Source organism: Herbaspirillum sp. B65, assembly GCF_000333555.1.
GTDB lineage: Bacteria > Pseudomonadota > Gammaproteobacteria > Burkholderiales > Burkholderiaceae_D > Herbaspirillum > Herbaspirillum rubrisubalbicans.
The window spans coordinates 20474-43848 of sequence record NZ_BADI01001053.1; the positions used below are offsets into that span (position 1 = coordinate 20474).

19 protein-coding genes and 1 pseudogene are annotated in these 23375 nt (G+C 60.1%); 6 read left to right on the plus strand and 14 right to left on the minus strand.

Features of this window, described 5'->3' with window-relative positions; all coding sequences use genetic code 11:
- Positions 1-122 precede the first annotated feature (122 nt).
- Positions 123-1907 carry a carboxylesterase/lipase family protein gene (locus I5W_RS24765; protein WP_083893628.1) on the plus strand — a complete coding sequence of 595 codons (1785 nt, stop codon included), beginning with the start codon at positions 123-125 and terminating at the stop codon, positions 1905-1907.
- 177 nt (positions 1908-2084) lie between these two features.
- Here the strand turns inward: I5W_RS24765 and I5W_RS24770 are convergent, their stop codons facing one another.
- Together I5W_RS24770 and I5W_RS24775 are read right to left on the minus strand one after the other, a co-directional pair.
- On the minus strand, positions 2085-3620 hold the full coding sequence (locus I5W_RS24770; RefSeq protein ID WP_044531252.1) for a M81 family metallopeptidase: 1536 nt from the start codon (positions 3618-3620) through the stop codon (positions 2085-2087).
- 12 nt (positions 3621-3632) lie between these two features.
- Positions 3633-4913 (minus strand): MFS transporter, encoded by a 1281-nt coding sequence (locus I5W_RS24775; RefSeq protein WP_044531253.1) that lies wholly within the window; start codon positions 4911-4913, stop codon positions 3633-3635.
- Between the two features lie 151 nt (positions 4914-5064).
- Between I5W_RS24775 and I5W_RS24780 the strand changes: the two genes are divergently transcribed.
- Complete coding sequence (locus I5W_RS24780; RefSeq protein WP_017451364.1) at positions 5065-5973, plus strand: LysR family transcriptional regulator; 909 nt, start codon at positions 5065-5067, stop codon at positions 5971-5973.
- Between the two features lie 78 nt (positions 5974-6051).
- Here I5W_RS24780 and I5W_RS24785 read toward each other — a convergent pair whose 3' ends face one another.
- From I5W_RS24785 to acnA, 9 genes and pseudogenes are all read right to left on the minus strand, one after another.
- Positions 6052-6702, minus strand: a complete 651-nt coding sequence (locus I5W_RS24785; RefSeq protein ID WP_252717212.1) for an OmpW/AlkL family protein — start codon at positions 6700-6702, stop codon at positions 6052-6054.
- Between the two features lie 15 nt (positions 6703-6717).
- Entirely contained in the window at positions 6718-7449 is a 732-nt protein-coding gene (locus I5W_RS24790) for an alpha/beta fold hydrolase (RefSeq protein ID WP_017451366.1), read from the minus strand.
- A gap of 96 nt (positions 7450-7545) precedes the next feature.
- The gene (locus I5W_RS24795) at positions 7546-8502 is read right to left on the minus strand and encodes a helix-turn-helix domain-containing protein (RefSeq protein WP_044531255.1); all 957 of its coding nucleotides are present in this window, start codon (positions 8500-8502) and stop codon (positions 7546-7548) included.
- 57 nt (positions 8503-8559) lie between these two features.
- The gene (maiA, locus tag I5W_RS24800; RefSeq protein WP_044531256.1) at positions 8560-9219 is read right to left on the minus strand and encodes a maleylacetoacetate isomerase; all 660 of its coding nucleotides are present in this window, start codon (positions 9217-9219) and stop codon (positions 8560-8562) included.
- Positions 9220-9224: 5 nt separating this feature from the next.
- Positions 9225-9941, minus strand: a complete 717-nt coding sequence (locus tag I5W_RS24805) for an ABC transporter ATP-binding protein (RefSeq protein WP_044531257.1) — start codon at positions 9939-9941, stop codon at positions 9225-9227.
- Positions 9941-10690, minus strand: coding sequence for an ABC transporter ATP-binding protein (locus tag I5W_RS24810; RefSeq protein ID WP_017451370.1), 750 nt, complete (start codon positions 10688-10690; stop codon positions 9941-9943). Before I5W_RS24810 ends, I5W_RS24805 begins: the two co-directional genes overlap by 1 nt.
- Positions 10687-11721, minus strand: a complete 1035-nt coding sequence (locus I5W_RS24815) for a branched-chain amino acid ABC transporter permease (protein WP_017451371.1) — start codon at positions 11719-11721, stop codon at positions 10687-10689. Before I5W_RS24815 ends, I5W_RS24810 begins: the two co-directional genes overlap by 4 nt.
- Positions 11721-12341 (minus strand): annotated as a pseudogene (locus tag I5W_RS24820) (branched-chain amino acid ABC transporter permease); the annotation flags it as partial. The gene I5W_RS24815 and the pseudogene I5W_RS24820, both read right to left, overlap by 1 nt.
- A 78-nt stretch (positions 12342-12419) precedes the next feature.
- On the minus strand, positions 12420-15047 hold the full coding sequence (gene acnA, locus I5W_RS24825) for an aconitate hydratase AcnA (RefSeq protein WP_044531258.1): 2628 nt from the start codon (positions 15045-15047) through the stop codon (positions 12420-12422).
- A gap of 78 nt (positions 15048-15125) precedes the next feature.
- Between acnA and I5W_RS24830 the strand changes: the two genes are divergently transcribed.
- Together I5W_RS24830 and I5W_RS24835 are read left to right on the plus strand one after the other, a co-directional pair.
- Positions 15126-16355, plus strand: coding sequence for a lactonase family protein (locus I5W_RS24830; protein WP_374702155.1), 1230 nt, complete (start codon positions 15126-15128; stop codon positions 16353-16355).
- A 59-nt stretch (positions 16356-16414) separates the two neighbouring features.
- Complete coding sequence (locus tag I5W_RS24835; protein WP_044531260.1) at positions 16415-17704, plus strand: MFS transporter; 1290 nt, start codon at positions 16415-16417, stop codon at positions 17702-17704.
- Between the two features lie 311 nt (positions 17705-18015).
- Here the strand turns inward: I5W_RS24835 and I5W_RS24840 are convergent, their stop codons facing one another.
- The 3 genes from I5W_RS24840 to I5W_RS24850 are packed head-to-tail and all read right to left on the minus strand — an operon-like array spanning position 18016 to position 20976.
- Positions 18016-18408 carry a hypothetical protein gene (locus tag I5W_RS24840; protein WP_252717213.1) on the minus strand — a complete coding sequence of 131 codons (393 nt, stop codon included), beginning with the start codon at positions 18406-18408 and terminating at the stop codon, positions 18016-18018.
- Positions 18401-18856, minus strand: coding sequence for a hypothetical protein (locus tag I5W_RS24845; RefSeq protein WP_044531262.1), 456 nt, complete (start codon positions 18854-18856; stop codon positions 18401-18403). The genes I5W_RS24840 and I5W_RS24845 overlap by 8 nt, the downstream gene beginning before the upstream one ends.
- Positions 18857-18897: 41 nt before the next feature.
- Positions 18898-20976: a TonB-dependent siderophore receptor gene (locus I5W_RS24850; RefSeq protein WP_252717214.1), complete on the minus strand. Its 2079-nt coding sequence runs from the start codon at positions 20974-20976 to the stop codon at positions 18898-18900.
- Between the two features lie 571 nt (positions 20977-21547).
- Between I5W_RS24850 and I5W_RS24855 the strand changes: the two genes are divergently transcribed.
- Both I5W_RS24855 and I5W_RS24860 read left to right on the plus strand, forming a co-directional pair.
- Entirely contained in the window at positions 21548-22663 is a 1116-nt protein-coding gene (locus I5W_RS24855) for an efflux RND transporter periplasmic adaptor subunit (RefSeq protein WP_044531264.1), read from the plus strand.
- Positions 22664-22674: 11 nt separating this feature from the next.
- The coding region (locus tag I5W_RS24860; RefSeq protein ID WP_044531265.1) for an efflux RND transporter permease subunit at positions 22675-23375 on the plus strand (701 nt) is incomplete at its 3' end.

The following is a 23375-nucleotide window of genomic DNA, read 5'->3' on the forward strand; positions in this document are numbered from 1 at the left end:
CATACGTCGGTGCCTGTGACATTTTTAACAGATGCTTGCGCATTTCCGATGGGCCTTGCGCTATTCCGATTGTGCTGTCCTCGGCATTTTCGTATTCTCCAGCAGATCAAAACGGAGAAACCATGAAACCAGTCAAACCGGATCCTGCCAGTCGCCGCTTCATTACCACAGGCGAAGTCATCGGCGCGCTGGATCGTCCAGGCATTCATGCATGGCGCGGTATCCCCTATGCAGCCGCGCCGGTAGGAGCCCTGCGCTGGTGTGCACCGCGCGCTGCATCGCCCTGGGAGGGAACCCGGCCTTGCCTGGAGCATGGCCCCATGGCCCCGCAGTATGGGGGCCTGCTGGCCCCGGTGCCGGCCAGTGCACATGGACATGTCGTGGGCCAGGAGGACTGCCTGAACCTGAACGTATTCGCACCGGCATGGGAGCCGGACCAGGTGCCAGGCCCGGGACAGCAGCGCGCAGTCATGTTGTGGATCCATGGCGGCGGCCTGGCGGTGGGTACATCGGCTTCGTATGACGTGGTACGCAATTACGTGCAACACGAGGACGTACTGGTGGTGACCATCAACTACCGGCTTGGCATACTGGGTTGGTTCACCCATCCGGCACTCGCGGCGGACGGTGCCAGTGCAGAAGAACGTTCTGGCAATTTCGGCTTGCTGGATTGCATCGCAGCCTTGCAATGGGTCAGATCCCATATCGGCTCCTTTGGCGGCGATCCGGACAAGGTCACGATCTTTGGCGAGTCCGCTGGCGCGCAAATGGTATTACTGCTATTGGCCAGTCCGCTGGCCACGGGGCTGTTTCACCGTGCAATTGCACAGTCACCAGTCACGATGAGCGCCAGCCTCGAGGAAGCAGTCAAGCGTAACGACCATTTGCTGGATTGCCAGCGCGCCAGTTCGGAAGAACTCACGCTCAGGCTCTGGTGCAAAGCCTTCCCCCAACTGACTGAGCAATCCGCGCTGACCCAGATCGCTTCGCTCTCGCCACAGCAGCTGGCATCATTCCTGCGCACCAGGACCAGTGAGCAATTGCTGGCAGTGGTGGAGCCTGGTACCGCTGGCATCTACCTGACGCCGCGCCCTACGCGCGACGGCGTGGTGCTGCCGCAGGCGCCGCTCACGGAGGTCTTCGCCAGCGGAAAATGGAACCGCGTGCCCGTGATCATCGGTTCCAACCGCGATGAATACCGCACCTTCATTGCCGACAAGCCTGAGCATGTGCGTTTCATCGGCCCCCTCCCCGTCTTGCGCGATCGTACTGCCTATCAGCTGGAGTCCGGCTATCTCTCGCGTGCCTGGCGCGCCGCGCATGTGGACAGCATTGCCGATGCGATGCTCCAGGGTGGGCATGAGGACGTGTGGAGCTACCGCTTCGACTGGGACGAAGAACTCCGTCTTCCCCTGGTCAGGCCGGACCTGTTGCTCGGTGCTTGCCATGCCGTGGAGATGGCTTTCGCTTTTGGCGATCTGGACGGCGAGTTCGATCCTTTCCGCGTCAATACGATTTTCAACCGGTCCGGGCGTCATTATCTGGCCCTGGCCATGCGCCAGGCCTGGACGTCGTTTGCCCGCGACGCGCACCCGCGTTTGCCGCAACCAATGCGCTGGCCGCGCAGGACACTCTCCGGCCAGGAAGAATCGCTCATCCTGGACAGTCCACGTGACGGCGGCATTCGCATGGCCCGCGCCCGCCAGAACATGATGCAGATCCTGCAGGCCATCACGACCGACTCCCACATCCCCACTCCGCAGATGCGGTGCCAGATCTATGCACGTCTTTACGTGTGGTCGCCGCTCTTCGCCGGCTATGCCGATCAAGCCGACTACCAGCGGTGGTGTGCAGAACTTGACTGCCACATCGCCGCGAGCCAGTTTCGCCCACGCCTGCAGATCTAGCCGGGAGGGCGTTCCATCGGGCGCTGCGCAAAGCGATGCAGCGCCTGTTTCAACTCGTCAAGAAGGTGGCGCCGGCAACGTGGCCGCTACCCCCTGGGGGAAGAACGCATTTTCCCAGATAGCGCCGAGTCCCGCCGAATCCCGCCGAGCCCCAGCGAGCCCAAGCGAGCCCTTTACTCACGAACCGTTGTACGAGTTCCTGTTCAATCCCGAGTTGACCATGGCAAACACCGGCCCACGTGGACTCATGCGCATCCCAGGCCTGAGCTTGCGCCAAGGCAGATCAGCCGGATTGGCCAGCATGGGGCCGGGGGCCTTCGCTACCAGTACCGCCTGCGCAATAGGCTGGAAATCGGCGCGGAAGTGGACCGAGCTCTTGTTGACCAGGATTTTCTTCTGTTCCGGGGTAATCCCCGCCAATCGATACAGATTCCGTTCCAGCATCTGCGCCTTGGAGGATCCCACCGCAATCTCGATGCCGCCATAACGCAGACCTGCGACCGGCCCCAATTGCACCACCATGCCCTGCATCATTGGCCCGTCGTAGCGACACGTCCCGTCCGAGAGCGCAATCACCTCGAATTCGCCCTCGAAAGGACTGTCCCCCTCGATCCCCGCAACGCCTCCCAGGCACAATTTGACGCGCGCGCCGATACCGGCCGCATGGGCTGCGGCGGCGGCCTTGGGGTCGTAAATCAGGCCGATGGCTGCGCCCTGGGCGTCATTGTCCACCAGGGCGCGCAACATGCCCATGGTGTTGGCATCGCCTCCTGCACCAGGATTGTCCTGCGTATCGGCAATCACAACTGGCTTGGATGCGCTGGCAGACAAGCGCATCGCTTCCTTCACCGCCGCATCGGGGGTAAGGAAAGGGACTTCCCACTTTTCCTCTTCATCCAGCATCCGCTGGTATAGCGCCTCTACAGCCTGCTGCAACTGTGCCGGATGGGTCCCATAGCCCCACAGCACCGGCCCGCACTCAGGAAAGTCCGCTGCCGGAAATCCAGGGCAGAAGGACATCGACAGTATGCTTCCCTGTTCCTGTTCTGCCATGCGTTCGTAGATCGATTTGGCCGGGTCGATCAAGGTGCACATGGCGTTGATCGGAATCAGGAATGGCAGACGATGAGATGATTTGCAGATGGCCTTGCGGTCTTCCAGGAATCTCTGCATGAGCGCATAGGCGCGCCGACCGGTATCGGCCATATCGACGTGTGGATAGGTGCGATACGCCACCAGACCATCGGCCGCCGACAGCATCGCCTCCGTGACATTGGCGTGCAAGTCCAGCGATGCGATGATGACCGTCGATGCCGGTACCGCCCGGCGGAGCGCTTGCAGCAGGCTGCCTTCGCCGTCATCTGTGTGTTCGGCGACCATTGCTCCGTGCAGGTCAAGATAGATGGCGTCCACCTGCTCCTTGCCTGCCGCCGCAATGATGTCGCGCGTAATACGTTCATATGCGTCTTGGGTCACATGGGCCGAAGGACTGGCGCCGGCCCAGAGAACCGGCACCAGCACATGCCCGTCTACCTCGGCAGCCTGGATGAATCCTCCGGCAGGAAGATTCACATCCCGTAGCGCCAGCACCTCAGCGCCGCGGCAGAGCGGCGGATGCCCTTCTCCTTTCAGGAAATTTTCATAGGCCGCCTTGGAAGGCGCGAACGTATTGGTTTCGTGTTGAAAACCGGCGACAAGAATTCTTTTTTGCATTCACGATGCCTCTTAGGTTTGCGATGTAATGGGGCGTGCGGCGACCGCCAGATGGGGCATCCTGTTCAATGCCAGCAGCACGAATGCGGTGAACAGCAGAACTGCCATGATCCAAAGCCCGGCGTGGGTGTTGCCCGTCATCTGCCGCGTCCAGCCGATGAGGGTCGGACTGACGAATCCACCGATGAGGCCAATGGTATTGATGAGGGCAATCCCGCCGGCCGCAGAGTCGCCCTTGATGAGTTGCGGCGGGATGGCCCAGAACACCGTGTAGGCGACCCAGATGGCGGCCGTCGCGACCGTCATGAACAACATCGACACCAGCAGATTGCCACTGTTGAGCGTGGCTGCCAGCAGGGTCACGGCGGCAATGACGGCAGGAATCGCACTATGCCAGCGACGTTCATGGTGACGGTCGGATGTGTAGCTGAAGATCACCATGCACACGGCCCCGGCCGCATAGGGAATGGCGGTAAACAAGCCGATCTCGGTGAGGTCGCTCACGCCGGCTTCCTTGACGATGGTGGGCAGCCAGAAATTGACTGCATAGATGCCGCAGATAAGACAGAAGTAGGCGATGGCCAGTTGATAGACCTTGGGGTCGCGCAGCACATGAAGGAAAGAGTGATGCCTGGTCATCGTCGGAGCGATGTCTTCCAGCAGCGATTTCTTTTCGCCATCGCTTAGCCATTTGGCATCCTGGGGACGGTCGGCCAGTACTTTCAGACAGGCCACTCCCAATACCACACAGGGCAGACCTTCCAGCAAGAACATCCACTGCCAGCCGGTCAGGCCATGCACCTGGTGGAAGGACTTCATGAGCCAGGCCGACAGCGGCGCACTGATGATGCCCGCCAGTGGTGCGGCGAGCATGACGATGGCCATGACACGCGCCATGCGACGCTGTGGATACCAACAGGTGAGATAGAAGATCATCCCTGGTGCGAAGCCGGCCTCGAATACGCCCAGCAAGAATCGCAGGACATAAAAGGAGGTTTCGTTGGTCACGAACATCATCGAGGCCGAGGTCAAGCCCCATAGGATCATGATGCGGCTGATGACTTTACTTGCACCAAGTCTGGGCAGCAGAAGATTGCTGGGAATCTCGCACATGGCATAGCCGATAAAAAAGATACCGGCCCCCAGACCGTATGCCGCGTCCGAAAGACCCAGGTCAGATTGCATCTGCAACTTGGCAAAACCGATATTGATGCGGTCCAGGCAAGCGAACAGGTAGCACAGGAGGAGGAAGGGTAAAAGGCGGAAATTGATTTTTCGATAGAGCTCGGTCATTACTACGTGTTGCTGGTCGGCTACGTACATGGTTTCTCTCCCGAAATGTTTTAGATCGTTGTTTCGATTTAATATTCGATGGTTTGAAGATAGGTAGCAATAGCAACTTTGTTGACATATCGTTGCTCACAGAGCAACGCAAAGGATCTCCATGCGCGAATTGAATCAGCGGCGGCTCCGCTACTTTTATGAAGTGCTGACGCACCGGTCGATCCGGGGAGCAGCCGAAAGTCTCAATACGTCACCCTCGGTCATTGCCCGGCAAATCAAGTTGCTTGAAGAGGAAATCGGAACGCTGCTGTTCGAGCGCCAGGCTCGGGGCGTATTGCCGACCGCTGCCGCCGAACTGCTTCTGGATTTCTGGCGCGGCTGCCAATCCCAGCAGGAGCAGTTCGAAGAACGCCTATCCTCTCTGCATGGCTTGCAGTCTGGCGCGGTACGGATCGTTACCAGCGAAGGCTATGTGGATTCACTGATGGAACAGGTCATCGCCCTGTTCTGTGCCAGCTATCCCGGCATCCATGTCACGATGGACGTTCTGGCGGTCAGCGAGTTGATCGACGAAGTGGTGGAAAATCGCGCGCACATCGGACTGGCCTACAACCCTCCGGCGCACCCGGAAATCAAGTACATGACTTCTTCCAGCCAGCCCCTCGCCTTGCTGGTACGTGCCGGTCACCCGTTGGCCAGGCGCGGTAAAAAGGTCAGTGTTCGCGAGCTGCTGGATTACCCTCTGGGGCTGATGCCGGAAGCCTATGGCATCGGGAAGGCGGTGCAGATGATGGCCTACGCCGAGAATCTGGAGCTTCGCCCCACGTTCACCACGAATTCACTGGCCTCGTTACGGCTGTTCGCCAGGGACACGGATGGCATCACATTCATCGGCGGCGGAGCGATGATACGGGAAGTCGTTTCAGGCGAGCTGGTGATTCTTCCGATTGATTATCCAATGTTCAAGAAAGTGAAAGCACGTCTTTTTGTGCGCGCAGGGCGGCCACTCCCCGAAGCGGCATCTGAACTATTGAACTGGATACGTGCGCGATTGACGGCCTTTGAATGACCGCGGCCGATGCAGCAACTCGCCCACCCTCATGGCACTGGAACATACGCCATGAGGGTGATGTGGTGCTGGCAGCGATCAGAAGCGATAGCTCAACGCCAGCGTACTGACCAAGGGATCAAGCCTGACATCGGCACTGGCTGCACTCCCACCAAAGGCCGGCAGCGTGCCGGTGGCGGTGGTACTGGCCCAGATCTTCTTCACATCCAGCACCAGGCTCCAGTGTTCGTTGAACGGCACGTTCACACCGAGTTGCAAGACCGGGCCGAAGGCGCTCCTGGTCTTGAGCCCTTGTACGAAACCATCCTGCGAGTTGAAGACATGGGTGTAGTTGAGGCCGGCTCCGATGTAAGGCTGAACCGGTGCGCCAGCAAAGAAGGTATGCCGTAGCGACAGCACGGCCGGGCCATACTTGACCTTGCCCAGCGTACCGGCACTGGACAGCGTGCCGCTGCCGGTGAGGGTGGTGGTCGGTGGCAGGCCCAGGGCCAGCTCGGCGCTCCAGTGCTCATCGAAACGATAGACCACGCCGAAGGCCAGCGAGTCATTGCTGGACGCATTGGCATTGCCACCGGGCACCTCCACGCCATTGACCCTGACGTGGGCGGTGGGAGAGAAGGCGATGTGAGCCAAGCCGCCATAGACACTCCAGGGAGATTGCTGCGCCGATGCATTGCCCGTCTGCAAGGCCAGTACGACCAGCATCGGCATCATGGTAATTATCTTCATATCGTTCTCCCTGGCTCAGTCGCGACCGGCTTGCAGGACGGCTTGCGCCAGACCGGCGGGGTCAGTGAACATGACCTCGTGGCTACCCTCTGCTTCGACATAGCGGAACAAGCCCAGGCGCTCCGACAGCCGCGGATGCCAGGGCAGGCTGTGGGGCAAGGCGGTGTCCTGGCGGCAGTTGATGTAGGACTTGCCGATGGGCAGTTCAGCCGTGGGCAGGCGCAAGGCCAGGCCATCGGTGAAGCAGCGGTGGGGTTGCGGATGCAGTTGCTGGAAGGCCTGCAGCGCCAGGGTGGCATCGGCATCGTTGATGAAGTTTTCGCGCCAGATCGGATAGGGCAGCATCACGGCGCCGTCGTTGGCCTGCGCCAGCGACTGGAAGAGCGCGCGGTAATGCGGCGGTGCCATGTCGGCCAGGCTTTCACCCGGCAGGGGAACGAAGGCATTGAGGTAGATCAGGCGCTGCAAGCGATGCGCCACCCGGTCGGCCACGCCCGAGATCAGCATTCCGCCATAGCTGTGGCCCAGCAGTCGAACCTGCTGCAGGTCATGCTGTTGCAGGTATTGTTCCAGCGAGTCCACGCAGTCTTGCAGGCTCAGGTTCTGGTAATCCTCCTGGGGCCGGTTGCCCGCCAGCGTGGGGCAATGCACGATGTGGCCCTGCTCGCGCAGGTAATGCGCCGTGGCTTCAAAGGTCGCGCCGGTATGCCATGCACCATGCACCAGGACATAGGTATCGGATGCCATGTTTGTCTCCTTGATGTTGTTGTCGGAGACTGCATGTTGCCTTGCCGGGTGGCGCAAGAATTGCCGTTTCGTGCCGCGGGGATGGCCGATCAGTGCCTAATGCTCTCGTGCCATCTGCTGGCGCGTCTGGCTGGGACGCTGGCCGGTGCAGGCCTGCCAGGCGCGGGAGAAATGCGAGGCATCCAGCCAACCGGCGCGACGGCCGATCTCGGCGATGCTCAATAGCCGGCAACCGGGTGAGGCCAGCATCCTGCGCGCCGCGGCAATGCGGTGCTGGTTCAGCAACGCGGAAAAACTCATGCCTTGCCGTGCCAGCACCCGATACAGGGTCCGCACCGAGATGCCCAGTCGTGCGGCAACCTCGGCGGCCCCCAGGCCGGGTTCGGCGAAATGCGCTGCTACCAGGGCATCGATACGATTGACCAGGGCATCGTCCGCATCCGCCTGAGATGCTTCCAAACGCCCCTGGCTGAAAGTGGCAGCGATCAAGCCACCCAGGTGATCGCGATGCTGCGCAGCCGGCAGTATCGGCGCAGCGGTGGCGACCTGGCGCAGATAAGCGCCCAGCACCGCGCCCCAACCGCTGCTGCCATCGATGCGTTGCCCGAGCAAGGCTCGGGTATTCGGCAACCAGGCATCAAGCCAGCTGATGGGGATCTGCAACGAGAGAGTATCGACCCGTTCGGGGAAATGCAGCTCGTAGCAGCGGCGCGAGTCGATCAGCACCAGGTCACCGGGCAGCAGGCGTGCCTGGCCCAGGTCGCACTGGATGACGTTACAGGGTGTGGCTTGCTTGCACAGCAGGTAGTAGTAATTGCAATCGCTGCGACTGATGGCGCCACGGGTGCGAAAGACCTGCTGGGCGCTGCCGGTGACCCGGTTCAGTCGCAACTCGGCCAGGTCCTGCGACTCCAGCTGGGCCGAGAAATCCTGGCGCCTGCCGGAGTCGGCATCCATCTCGAGAAAGCATTCGCAGATCGCGCCGACCCAGTAGTCGAAACGCTGGGCGGGCTGGACCGCTTCGGTGCTCCATATCCGGGTGCCGAGAGTCATGGCTTGCCTCCAATGAGAATATCGACATCATGCCACTGAAGTGATCTTGCCGGCCTGTCACTCAGCATCCGGCTGCCGCGCCGGATGGGCGGCGGCGAAGGCTTCCAGCTGCTCGCAGGCGGCGGCAATGGCTCGCAGCATGGGGTAAGGCGTGAGATCGACCTCGAAGCGCTGGGCATTGAACAATTGCGGCACCAGACAGCAATCGGCCAGGCCCGGCGTATCACCGCACAGGAAGCGGCCACGCCAGGGGGAAACCTTGACCTGCTGTTCCAGACCTTGCAGACCGAGCCGGTTCCAGTGATGGATCCAGTCCTTCTTTTGCTGCTCGCTCAGACCCAGCGTGCCGGTGAGATACTTCAGCACGCGCAGGTTGTTGATCGGATGCATCTCGCAGGCGATGGTGTTGGCGAGCTGGCGCACGTGGGCGCGCGCAAAGGGATCGGTGGGCAGCAATGGTGACTGCGGATAACGCTCATCCAGATATTCGAGGATGGCAAGCGACTGGCTGATCAGCGCGCCCTCTTCTTCCAGCACCGGCACCAGCGCCTGGACGTTGAGTTCCTGGAAGGCCGCGCCGAACTGCTCGCCGCCGTTGCGGTTCAGATGCACCGCGTGATACTGGAAAGGCAGCCCCTTCAGGTTCAGGGCGATGCGCACGCGGTAGGAAGAAGAACTGCGGAAATAATTATGCAGAATGCGTTCTGTACTGCTCATGATGTTCAGACTCCCAGGTATTGATGGAGCAGCTGGCTCTGCTGGGCCAGTGCGGTAGAGGTGCCGGACCAGACCACGCGGCCCTTCTCCAGCACGAAGTGACGATCAGCCAGCTTCAAGAGCGGCTTGATGTTCTTGTCGATGACGATCTGCGCCAGGCCTTCCTGCTTCAGGCAGGACAGCGACTGCCAGATCTCCTGGCGGATCAGCGGCGACAGCCCTTCGGTCGCCTCATCCAGCACCAGCAGGGTGGGATTGGTCATCAGCGCACGACCGATGGCCAGCATCTGCTGCTCGCCACCCGACAACTGCCAGCCCTGGTGGCGGCGCCGCTCCTGCAGGCGCGGAAACAGTGCATACACCCGCGCCAGCGTCCACGGGGCAGACGATATCTTCTGGCGTGGGGCGCGGGCGGTGGCTACCAGGTTTTCCTCGACGCTCAGGTTGGGGAAGACTTGGCGCCCTTCCGGCACCAGGCCCAGCCCCAGTCGTGCGATCTCATGCGAAGGCGCGGCCTGGATCTCGCGCCCGGCCAGATGGATGCGTCCGTGTTGCGCACGCAGCAGGCCGAACAGGCATTTCACGGTGGTTGAGCGGCCCATGCCGTTGCGCCCCAGCAGGGTCACCACTTCACCCGGCCCCACATCGAAATCGACACCGAACAAGGCTTGCGCACGCCCATAGGCGGCCGTCAGGTTTTCCACTTGCAGCAAGGCGGTCATCATTCTTCCTCCCCCAGATAGATCGCCTTCACTTGCGGGTGATGACGGATTTCTTCAGGCGTACCGCAGAACATGACGCGACCATAGACCAGCACGGTGATGCGGTCGGCCAGGGCGAAGACGGCCTGCATGTCATGCTCGATGAGCAGGATGCCGTAGCGCCCCTTGAGTCTTTGCAGCAGCGCCACCACCGTCGCCGATTCCTGGGCGCTCATGCCGGCCATCGGTTCATCGAGCAACAGAAAGCGCGGCTCGGCGGCCAGCGCCATGGCCAGCTCCAGCTGGCGCCGCTGGCCATAGCCCAACTCACCGGCGAGGGTGTCGGCGACCATGGCCAGCCCCACTTCCTCGATCACCGGATCGGCCACTGCGCGCAAGTCCGTCTGGTCCAGCAACGCACGCCAGAAGCCGAAGCCATGACGACGCGCGCCATGCGCGGCCAGCACCACGTTCTCGCGTACGCTGAATTCTTCGAACACCGCGGTGATCTGGTAGGAGCGCAGCAGACCGCTGCGCGAGCGTTGCGCAATATCCTGCGCGGTCACATCGCGGCCGGCGAAGTGGATCGTGCCCGCATCGGCGCGCAGCTCGCCGCTGAGCTGGTTGACCAGCGTGGTCTTGCCGGCGCCATTGGGACCGATGATGGCGTGCAGCTCGCCTGGGCGGATCTCCAGATCGACCTGATCGGTCACCAGCAAGCCGCCATAGCGCTTGGTGAGACCGCGTGTTTGCAACAGCATCTGGCTCATTGCGATTCCTCCTGCAGACCGCGCGCGGGTACGGCTGGCCGGTGCTGGGCCTCAGCGGGGACTGCACGCGAGCGCAATTGATCCAATCGCGCCAACACACCGGCAATGCCGGCGCGTCCCGTCAGGGCGATGAGTACGATCATCGGGCCGAACACCACGGCCCAGTGATCGGTCCAGGACTTGAGGAATTCTTCCATGCCGAGGAAGGCTAGCGCTCCCAGCAAGGGACCGGCGACCGATCCCATGCCACCCAGCACCACCATCACGATCAGGTCACCCGAGACCGACCATGCCAGTGAACTGGGCGAGGCAAAGGCATTGAGATTGGCAAAGAGCACCCCGGCCACACCGCACAGCACTGCCGAGATCACATAGGCCGCCAACTGGTAGCGTTGTGCCGCAAAGCCCAGCGCATGGACACGGCGCAGGTTCTGGCGCGCGCCGCGCAAGACCATGCCGAACGGAGCCGTGCGGATGCGCCACATGGCCAGCAGCGCCAGGCACAGCAGCACGAAGGCGCAGTAGTAGAGCGTCTTCAGATCCCCCAGGTCGAGCGGCCCCAAACGCGATAGCGCGGTGATGGTCATGCCATCATCGCCGCCATAGTTCTTCAGGCTGACGAAGACGAAGTAACCCATCTGCGCAAAGGCCAGCGTGATCATGATGAAGGCAATGCCGCTGGTACGCAGGCTGATCATGCCGGTCACAGCACCCAGCAGCGCGCAGACCACGATGCAGGCCAGCAAGTGCAGCCAGGCCGCATCGATGCCGTAAAACGCCGGGATGGCCACGCAGTAACTGCCCACACCGAAGAACAGTGCGTGCCCGAAGCTGACCAGACCGCCATAGCCCAAGGCGAGATTGAGCGCCACGGCGGCCAGTGCATAGACCAGCATACGCGCCACCAGCGTGATGAAGAATCCCTGGTCCATCCACTCGGCCACGGTGGGTAAAACCGCCAGCATCAGCAGCAGCAACAGCGGCACCCAGAACGCCAGACCGCGTGGCGATAACGATGTACTGGCGCGCATCATTTGCCTCCCGCCGGGAATAGGCCATTGGGCTTGACCGCCAAAACCAGGGCCATGAGGATGTAGACCAGCATGGACGCCACGGCAGGACCGGCGGCGGTGGCCGTCTCGCGTTCCATGACCAGACGGAACAACTGCGGCAGGAAGGCCCGCCCCAAGGTATCGGCAATGCCCACGATCAGGGCGGCGTACAGCGCACCACGGATGGAGCCAATGCCGCCGATGACGATCACCACCAGCGTGGCGATGAGCACCGCTTCCCCCATGCCCGACTGGATCGACAGGATGGGACCGGCCATCACCCCGGCCAGTCCGGCCAGCAAGGCCCCGATGGCAAACAGCAAGCCATTGAGCAGCCGGATATTGATGCCCAGCGCAGCGACCATGCCGGGATTGACGGCGCCAGCGCGAATGAGCATTCCCAGGCGGGTGCCGTTGATCATCCATTGGCTGGCCAGCGCCACCACGACGCCGGTGACGATGATGAGCAGCCGATAGACCGGGTAATCCAGGCCCAACAGCGAGACCGTACCCTCGAACATGGCCGGCAGCGGCAGGAAATAAGGTTGCGGACCGAACACCATGCGCACCAGTTCATTGAAGAACAGCACCAGGCCGAAACAATCTGTTTGGAGATGGTTGATTCAGTGCTCATTGTCGTCATGGTTCGCAGGCCCGGACGGGCCTTATCCCCCCTATTATGACTGACGCTGTGCTTCAATCGTATTTCGTAGAATGAAGGGAATGACGCCGCCACGGCGCAGTAGTTCGACTTCCAGTTGCGTCTCCACTGCTGCCTGGGCGGCAATATTCTGTACCTGGCCGTTCTTGCGGACCAGGCGAACCGCCACCTCGCAACGGGGTTGCAGCTTGGCCGCATCGGCATCCACGTCAATGCGGTCACCAGGAACGATGTTCAACTCGCCCGGAGACACGCCGGCAGGCAAGCGCAACGGCAGAATACCCATGCCAATGAGGTTCGAACGATGAATGCGTTCAAAGCTCATCGCCAACACGCAGCGAATACCAAGCAAGCGCTGCCCCTTGGCTGCCCAGTCACGCGACGAACCAGTGCCATATCGCTCGCCCGCCACCAGCACTACAGAGTCTCCGCCTGAACGGTAGCGGGCAGCGACCTCATGGATGGGCGCCAGTTCGCTGGTCGGCACATGAACCGTGTAACCCGGCGGCGATTCAGGCGCCAACAGGTTGCGCAGGGTCTTGTTGTAGAACGCTGCGCGCATCATCACCTCCCAATTGCCGCGCCGTGAAGCGAAGACGTTCAAGTCATTGCGGTCGTCGCCACGCTCCACCAGGAAGTCAGCGATGAAACTGTTCTTCGGGATAGCGCTGGCTGGCGAGATATGGTCGGTGGTGATGTCATCGCCGACCACCAGCAGGGGATATGCCGTAAAGCGCCCCAGTAGACTGCCTTCGGATAGTGCGGCGAATGGCGGACGGCACAATGCGGTCGATGTTGGCGACCAGGGGAACAACGGAGTATCGGGCACCTGTAGCCCATGCCACATGGGATTCTGCGTGGCCATGGCGAAGGCTTTAGGGAAGTCTGAAGCGCGAACGCCGGCTGCTACTGCTTCATTGATTTCCTCGTGTGTCGGCCACAAGTCCTTTAGCCATACCTGGCGACCATCGGCCGTCGTCTGCACAGGCTGGCTAGCCAAATCGGTTTCAGCGTTGCCGGCGATGGCACAGGCCACCACCAACGGCGGGGACATCAGGAAACCCAGGTCGAGGTCAGGATGCACGCGGCCCGGAAAGTTGCGGTTACCCGAGAGGGCAGCAACCGGATAAATGTCACCCTGCGCCAAGGCCTGCTGGATTGGCTCGCTCAAGGGGCCAGAGTTGCCGATACAGGTGGTGCAACCATAACCTACGATGTCGAAGCCTACAGCTGACAGGTCTTCAGTCAGACCGGCACGTGCCAGATAGTCGGCTGCTGCTGGCGAACCAGGACCCAGGGATGTCTTGACCCAATACGGTACGCGCAAACCGAAGGCGCGGGCTTTGCGGGCAACGAGGCCGGCCGCGACCAGCAGTGCCGGGTCGGAGGTATTCGTACAGCTAGTGATTGCGGCAATCGCAAACGGATGGCGGGGCAACGGGCTAGTTGTGTGTTTCGGCGTAAAGCCGATGGCGCTTACGGTTGATGCCAGCTGAGAGTAAGACAGCAAATCCTGCGGGCGGCGAGGACCGGCCACGTGCATGTCGATAGCGTCGAGGTGGACTTCGATGGTGCGTGTGTAGCGCGGCGTAGCTGCGGGATTGAACCACAGCGCATTCCTTTTGGCATAGGCCTCAGTCAGCCCAAGCAGGGCTTCCGGGCGATTGGTGGTGCGGAGGTAGTCGATGGTGTGAGCATCTATTGGGAAGAAACCGGAGCTGGCGCCGTATTCAGGCGCCATGTTGGCGATTACGGAGCGCTCACCGGCGGTGAGGCTGGCAACGCCGTCGCCAAAATATTCAACGAACTCACCCGACACACCGATGGCGCGTAGACGCTGCGTCACAGTCAGGGCGAGGTCGGTCGCCAGGACGCCGGCGCGAAGCCGGCCAGTGAGCCGAACGCCGATAACGTCGGGGATGCGCATCATGGTCGGCATACCGAACATGACGGTCTGCGCCTCCAGGCCGCCAACGCCCCAGCCGAGAACACCAATACCGTTAATCATCGGCGTGTGGCTATCGGTTCCGAGCAAGGTATCGGGGACGACCCACGTCTGCCCGTCGCGCTCTTCCTTGGTAACAACCGTGGCTAGTTGTTCAAGGTTGATGGTGTGCATGATACCGGTGCCGGGCGGATGAATGCGCACTCCCTTCATGACCTTGGAGGCCCAACGCATGAAGCTGTAGCGCTCGCCATTGCGTTTCAATTCCAGCTTCAGGTTTTTCTCGAGAGCATCTTTTTGCGCAAAAAATTCCACCGCCAGTGAATGGTCCACAGACACGTCCACTGGCAGCCCAGGATTAAGCGCCGTCGGGTCCCACCCTGCTTCTGCCAGCGCATCTCGCATAGCAGCGATGTCCACCAATGCGGGGGTACTGGTGGTGTCGTGCATCAGCACGCGTCCAGGCTGGAATGCAATCTCGGCCTCGCTGGTTCCACGCTCCAGCCATTCGAAAATCGCAGCCACAGAGGCTTCGCGCTCTGCTCCTGAGCCATTTCGAATGATGTTCTCCAGCAGGATTCGCAGCACTACGGGCAGTTTTTCCAGCCGTTCACCAAACAGCGCGGGCAGGTCGACCACTTGGTAAGACGTTCCGGCGTGGTCAAGCAGTCCCGGGGCGAATGGCGAAGAATTTTTCATAAATTCATTCTTGCATAAATACGCAAACAAATGCAATATGAAAAAAAGAACAAACAATCATCGACAGGAGACGCACGCATGAAGCCAGTAAAGAATTCGTCGGAAAGTACCGTGCAGACTGCCGTTCAGGGAGTTCGCCGGAGGCTTTTGCAAGCAGCGGGCGCCATGGGAGGGCTCGCAGTTGCAGGGCTGAGCGGCTGTGCCGTGGGAACAACAAACCAGGGCGTGGCCACGCCCGTCAACTCAAGAGGTAATGCAATGTTTGCTTATGTGGGTTCTCGCACGACGCGGGAGCGCAACGCACGCGGCGACGGTATCAGCGTGTACAAAGTCGACCTGACAAACGGGAATCTGGAACTGGTGCAGCTGGTCAAGGACCTGGTGAATCCCTCTTTCCTGGCACTGAGCCGCGATGGCGAATTCCTCTACACCGTGCATGGCGACCTCTCCGACATCAGCGCATTCAAGGTAGACCGCGCCACTGGCGAGCTGACGTTCATCAATCGCAAGAGCACGCACGGCAAAAATCCAGTGCACCTGGCGATTGACCCGACGGGAAGGTACATCGTCGTGTCGAACCACCTCGGCTCCAGTCTGGCGGTGTTGCCTATCGCGGCTGATGGCTCGCTGCAGGAAATGACGCAACTGGTGACGCTGGAAGGGCCGATTGGTCCTCATCGGGTCGAGCAAAAGCTTTCCAAGCCCCATTTCAATCCCTTTGACCCGAGCGGTAAATTCGTCATCGTTCCGGACAAAGGCTTGGACCGTACCTTCTCGTTCCGCTTCGCCGACGGCAAGCTGACTCCGGCTGTAAAGCCTTTCGTAGTCGCACGTGAGACCGCTGGTCCCCGCCATATCGCATTCCATCGTCGTCTGCCGACCGCCTATGTGGTCAACGAGTTGGATTCGACCGTCACCACCTATGCATATTCGGCTGCAGACGGCAGCCTCGAACCTCGCCAGATTCTTACGACGTTGCCGGAGACCTTCACCGGCAACAGTCGTGCCTCGGAAATTGAAATCGACCGCAGCGGACGATTCCTGTTCGCATCCAACCGCGGTTATGACAGCATCGCGAGCTTCTTTATCGACCAGCAAACAGGTTTGCTGCGTGCTGGCGCAGTGACTCAGACGGAAGGCAAGACGCCGCGCTTCTTCACCATCACACCGGACAATTGCTATCTGTATGCCCTCAACGAAGACAGCGACACCATCGTTTCCTTCACGCTTGACCAGGGCACTGGCGCTCTCAAACCGAATGGATTTTCGGTCGCCTCCGGCAGTCCGGTCTGCATGATTTTTTCCTGACCTGGCCACCCATTAACTTTCCATGAGGATGCTAGCGTTCAAGCGCTAGCAGCAGTCGCATGCAGACACACCAAGACATCAACGAAGGCGCACTGGTAAGTAAAATTACCTGGAAGATTATTCCCTTCGTCTTCATCCTCTACATCATTTCCTACCTGGACCGCGCCAACATTGGTTATGCTGCGCTGCAGATGAACAAGGAACTGGCCCTGTCGGCAGAGGCCTTCGGATTTATTTCAGGTATCTTCTTCATCGGCTATTTCTTGTTCGAAGTCCCAAGCAACGTAATGCTGAACAAATTCGGCGCGCGTCGCTGGATTGCACGCATCCTGCTCACCTGGGGGGCGGTGTCAGTGGCCTGTGGTTTCGTACAGAGTGCAAACCAGTTGTACGTACTGCGTTTCTTGCTGGGTGTAGCCGAAGCTGGCTTCTTCCCAGGCATCATCGTGTATCTGACCTATTGGTTCCGCCAGAGAGAACTGGCGACGACCGTGGCGCTATTTACGGCCGCTATTCCGGTCTCGTACATTATTGGCGCACCGCTTTCGACATGGATTATGGATAACGTCCACTGGTTCAACTGGAGTGGCTGGCGATGGATGCTGGTTCTGGAAGGTGTCCCGGCGATTCTCGGTGGTTTCCTTTGTTACTTCTATCTGATTGACCGCCCGCAAGACGCGAAGTGGCTGTCCCAGGCAGAAAAGGACTGGATTGCGGGCGAACTTGAGAAGGACCGCCTGGCCAAGCCTGAGGCCAAGCACCTCAGCACGATGAAGACGCTGTCCAATCCGCGCGTGCTGTACTTGTCCTTCATCTACTTCGTGTATCAATGCGGTAGCTTGGGTATCGGGTATTGGATGCCGCAGATTATCAAGGGCTTTTCGGAAAAATTGAGCCACACGCAGATCGGCCTCATTGCGATGATTCCTTACATCTTCGCGACGATTGTGATGGTCATCTGGTCACGCAGCTCGGATAAGCGCGTCGAACGCCGACTGCACTCTGCGATTCCGCTGGCAGTGGCTGCAGCCGCGCTGGGTACCATCGCGCATGTGGCGAATCCGTTTGCCGCGACGGCGCTCATCAGCGTGAGCCTGGCCGGCCTGTATGCATTCAAGTCCCCCTTCTGGGCGTTACCCACCTTGTTCCTGTCGCGTGAAACTGCGGCGGTATCCATCGCGGTCATCAACTCGGTGGGTAACCTTGGAGGCTTCGTTGGTCCCTCATTGATAGGCTATGTCAAGGGTCAAGGTTACGGAGCGAGCACCGGTTTGATGTTTTTGGCCGGATTATTGGTGATCGCCTTCCTTATGACGATTTTTATCCGAGTCAAAGAAAGTAAAATGTAAGCGGCTTTGAGTCCAAATTTCATGGATCAGATTTAAATGTTTCTACATGTTGTCAGGCGTAGCTCATCAGACGATATTAAGGAGCCTCTAGTCGTGTTTTTTCGGCACACTAGCTTTATGCGTCAATGTGAGAAAAACTATTTCAGGAACTCCTAAATCGGTTGCCGCAAAACACGAAATTCCGTCGGTGAACTGAAGAAATCGACAGTGTAGTCACGTCAAAATCGCTAATCCACCTTGCTGTTCGAAACGGTTGTTATGGATACATCTCGGAGATGCGCAATTGAAGTGACGGCTGTCGTGAATCGCCATTAGTGTGGCGTTCCATTCTTCAGTAGTAGTTCTTTTGCAATTTCCATTGCCTCCTGACGAGAAGCAGCGAGGAGCAGAGGGTACCCCCAAAACTTAGCAAACACCACCGCAAACGCCTTAAATCCAAGTCGTTTGGCCGGGCTGGATTCGACCACGATCATGGCCAGAACCAGCCTTCGCAATTCAAGCTTGTTCTTCTTCATCCACAGTGCGGTGCGCTTCTTTTCTTCCGGTGAATGCTCGTGGTCTTCGGCAGGTGCAGTGTCGGTCAAGAGGACGAAGGGCTCACCGCGCGCCAGATTGGCCTCGAATTCGATGTAGTCCTTGTCATGATCATGTCCGGGTTCCTGGGCAAGACTCATCCATACATAAGGGAAGTTGGAACTATTCATCGGCATGGCCGTTTCCTTTGCGTTTGAGGTGACGCCAGGTGACCGCGATGGCGAACACGCCTGGCAATGAGATGAAGAGCACAGCCGACAAGACAATGTGCCAGCCATCGCGCAATCCGTCGGCAATTCCGCCCAGGGTATTGAGGATGACGAGCAGGCTGCCGAGGATCAGGGTCAGCCACTGCGCCTTGCGGCTGCCTCGCAGTGCGAGCAACACCGTGACGATCCAGCAACCGTAGTACGCCGAAAACATCCACAGGAGATTGGTCTCGAAGGTGATGGCCGGTGTTGCTCCGTGCTCTCTCACAAAGTCGTTGACGTAGAAGAACAACTGGAAAGTCACGAAGAGCACGGTACCAATGGCTGTGGTCAACCAGTACAAGGCGGGCTTGTTGGGATTGCGCGCCGCCCCATGAGGGGCGGCGGAGAGGGTGGGCTGTTGGGACATGAACCTTATCTCCTTGATGAAGTGCTGGGTGTGGGCGGGAATCAATACTTGAAATCAAGCGTCGCCATCATGTTGCGTGGTGCACCATACGTCACGGTATCGAAATCGCCCTTCTGCAAGGCATACGTCTTGTTGAACAAGTTGTTGACATTGACCGTCAGGGTAGTTTTCTTCGAGAAGGCATAACGCGCCATCAGAGAGCCTAGGGCGTAAGCACCCTGTTCGCCGCCCAGCGTACTGGTGCCGGTATTGGCTGCCTCGTAGAAGCTGCTCTGCCATTTCACACCGCCGCCCACCGTCAGCTGGCTCCACGCTCCGGGCAACTGGTAGGTCGTGAAGAGCTGCGCCGTGGTGCGCGGTATCTGCGAATTCAGGCGTACGCCGTCGCCATCCTGCGCCGTGAAGTGGGACAGGCCTGCGTAGATGTTCCAGCCACTTGCCAGCTCGCCCTGCAGATCCACTTCGATACCGCGTGACTTGGTGCCATCCACACCCGTGTAGGCCTGGGCGCCGCCTGGAGTAAAGGTGCCGGGGACGATCTGCGCGGCATTGTCCAGTCTGGTCTCGAACAAGGCCACCGATGCATTCAGACGCCCACCCAGGTACGCGCCTTTGAGACCGATTTCCGCCGTCTTTCCGATGGCCGGGGTGAGCACGTTGCCCTTGCTGTCCTGATAGTCCGTCTGCGGATTGAAGATGCCTGTGTAGCTGACGTAGGCCGAATAGATCTTGTTGATGTCGTAGATCAGGCCCGCATAGGGTGTGAACTCATGGCTCTTCTTGTAGTGCATTGCCGTGCCGCTGGCGATGTCGTCGATTTCATAGTTGGTCAGGCGACCGCCGACGATGAGTTTCAGCGGGTCCGTCAGTGAGAAACGGGCGGCGCTATAGACGCCGGTCTGCTTGATCTCGGTGTAGCTCGGCGTCGACGGCATTGCCGCGAAGTTGGGGCTCGGGAATGGGGTATTCAGGTCATAGATATTGACCGGGGTGAAGCCTGCATAAAACGGTGCGATATCGTTCTCGCCGGAAGAGCGCCGCGACGTCGTGGCACCCACCACCAGTTCGTGTTGGCGACCCAGCAGTTCAAAGGGACCGTTCACCATCACATCGAAAGTATTTTGACGGCTGCTACCCGCAGAGGCGAGTCCGACCGGATAAGCCCCGTTGGGAAAGAAGCCCAGTCCGGTGGCCTGATCGGGGCGACCGACCAGGCCGAGCAGTTGCGCGTTGTATTCGGTGCGGTACTGGTTGGCGATGGCGCGGAGCTTCCAGCCATTGTCAAAGCGGTGATCGATCTCGGCAAACGCCGTCTTGTAGATGTTGTCCCAATGGCTCCAGTCCTGCGCGTAGCTCTGAGAGGGTGAATAACTGGCCTGCGCTCCGTTGCTGTACCACAGTGGCAGCCCCCCCCAAGTGGAACCCGTGGAGGTGAGGTCCTGATAGTCAAAGCCCAGGCTGACGGTCGTATTGCGGCTCAGGTAGGCTTCGATGATGCCGTAGAACGACTTCTTGTCCGGCTCGTAGCCATTGATGTAGGAGTGCGCCTCTTGATCGGTGGCGACCACGCGTGCGCGAATGCGGCCATCCGAGGTCAAGGGAGTGGAGATGTCGGCGGTGGCCCGGTGGGTATCCCAGCTCCCCTCACTGATCGAGGCGGAGGCCGAGAAGTCCTGGGTCGGACGCTTGCGGACGAGGTTGATGGCCGCCGAGGGCGTACCGCTCCCGGTCAGCAAGCCGGATGCGCCGCGCACTACCTCGATACGATCATAGAACGAGGTATCGATGGCACTGATCCCGCTGCCGTTGACGGTATTGCCGATGACCGTGGGAATGCCGTCGTACTGGATATTGTTGATCAGGAAGCCGCGTGAATAAAAACTCGTCCGCTCACTGTCGGACTGATAAGAACTGATCCCCGTCGTGTTATCCAGCACGTTCTGCACGGAATTCAATTGCTGGTCGTCCATGCGCTGGCGCGTGACCACCGTGACCGACTGTGGCGTTTCCTTCAGCGACAGCGGCAGGCGCGTCGCCGCTGCCGTCTCGCCGGTGGTGTAGGAGCCGGTACCTTGGGTGGTTGCCGTCTCGGCGCGGCCCGTCACGGTGATGGCGGGCAAGGCTGTGTTTTGCTGAGACGACGCATCAGTCGTGCTCTGGACTTGTGAAGAGTCGGCGGCGAGTGCGCTCTGGGCGCTGATGAGAACGGCTGCCGCTACTGCCGAGCTCAATACCGTGCGCCGGACCGTGCCCAGATACGGCCGTTCTGGAAGCGGATAGGCAATGGGATGTGCGCGCAGAGCGATTGAACCCCGGACTTTTGAAACAGCGTTGAGATAAGTCATAAACGATAATCATTTTTATTTGAATACCGCATTTAACAATGGAGGCCACAAGCTGCAATAGCGAAAGTAGGCCAGATTGTTATTCGATTAGGCCAATCCGGACTACTGCTGTTCTATGGCCGAATTGAAAAATACATTGACTCAATTTCGCAATGTGGATATCTGGCGGCGTCGGTACGCTATGTCCGACGGTGGTTCGCCATGCCTCAACTCGCGCACTGAGCCGGCCTTCCAAGCACTTGATCTCTCCAGGAAACCAACTGATGCCCCTACCTCGCCTTCGTCCATCGACACTCCCCCGTCGATCCCACTCGTCCTTAGCACCGTTGGTCGCCGGGGTGAACACATGACTACCGTCGCTACATTCCGGCTCAGGCCCATCGCTATCAGCGTCGTCGGCCTCGTGGTGGTCTTCGGCGCGCTGTATGCCGTGCGCTCCTTGCGCAGCGGTGGCGCTGAACACTACGCCATGCCCCCGCTGCCGGTTTCTACGATCCGCGCCGAAGCTCGTGCCGTGCCCCAAAACTTGCAGGCTGTCGCCAGTTTGCAAGCCGTGCGGGAAGTGCAGTTGGCGCCGGACACATCCGGCCGTGTGACCGCCATCCATTTCGAGTCCGGCCAGACGGTCAAGCAGGGCAGCTTGCTGGTCGAGCTCTATGACGCTCCCGAACAGGCGGATCGCGCTGCGGCAGTGGCCAAGGCCGATTTCGCCCAGCTCCAGCTGCGACGCTCGCGAGAACTGTCTCCTGCCGGCGCCGAGTCGCGTGAATTGCTGGAGCAACGCCAGGCAGACGCTGATCAGGCCGTCGCCGCCGTCAGGCAGCTGGACGCGCGTATCGAGCAGAAGAATATACGGGCGCCGTTCTCCGGCCAGATCGGCATCCGGCATGTCAATCCAGGCCAGTATCTCAATGCCGGCGATGCGATCGCCACTCTGACCCAGGCCGACCCGCTTTACGTGAACTTCCAGCTTCCCCAGCAGGACTTGTCCAGGCTCACGGCAGGCGCATCGATGCAGGTCTCCGTAGACGCTGTGCCGGGCCGGATATTCACCGGCAAGATCAGCAGTATCGAACCGCGCATCGACGGTGAAACCCGTAACGTGGTCGTGCAGGCCGTCGTGCCCAATGCCGATCGGCTCCTGAAGTCAGGGATGTACGCGACGGCACGCGTGGACTTGCCTGCCGTGGATAATGGCATCGTGTTGCCCTTGACGGCGATCCAGACATCGGCATCAGGTGACAGCGTGGTGCTCGTGCGCGGGGCCGACGCGCAGGGCATCGGCAAGGTGGTTGCCGTACCGGTCGTGACCGGCCAGCGGCTCGGTGACGGAGTCCTGGTGACCCAGGGCGTCAAGGCCGGCGACATCGTGGTGATGGCCGGTCAGAACCGCCTGCCACCTGGTGCCGTGGTGAAGATCAATGCCACTGCGGCGGCCGCGTCCACCGCTGGCGCAAAGTAAGGGACGGCACCATGCATTTCACCGACATCTTCATTCGGCGACCTATCCTGGCGCTGGTGGTGAGCCTGTTGATACTGCTGATGGGCGTCACCGCAGTGTTCCTGCTGCCCGTCCGGCAGTATCCCTATCTGGAAAACGCCACCATCACGATCAGCACCACGCTTCCGGGGGCGACCCAGGACGTGATGCAGGGCTTTGTCACCACACCGATTTCGCAGTCCATCGCGACGGCCAGCGGTATTGAATACCTCAGTTCGACCACCAAGCAGGGCAGAAGCGAGATCAAGGCACGCCTCGTACTCAATGCCAATGCCGATCGCACGATGACCGAAATCCTCGCGAAGGTACAGCAGGTCAAGTATCAGTTGCCGGCGGGAGTGACCGATCCCGTCATCAGCAAGTCCACCGAAGGTGGCACAGCAGTCCAGTACATCGCCTTCTACAGCAAGACCCTATCGATCCCGCAGGTGACGGATTTTGCCTCCCGGGTGGCGCAACCCTTGCTGACCAGCATTCCGGGCGTGGCCTCGGCCGATGTCTTCGGAGGACAGGCCCTGGCCATGCGCATCTGGATCGACCCGTTGCGATTGGCCGCGCATGGCCTCTCGGCCGGGGAGATATCGGCCGCGCTGCGTGCCAATAACGTCCAGTCAGCTCCGGGCCAGCTCAAGAGTTCCTTGACGGTGACCAATATCAGCGCGGCCACCGACTG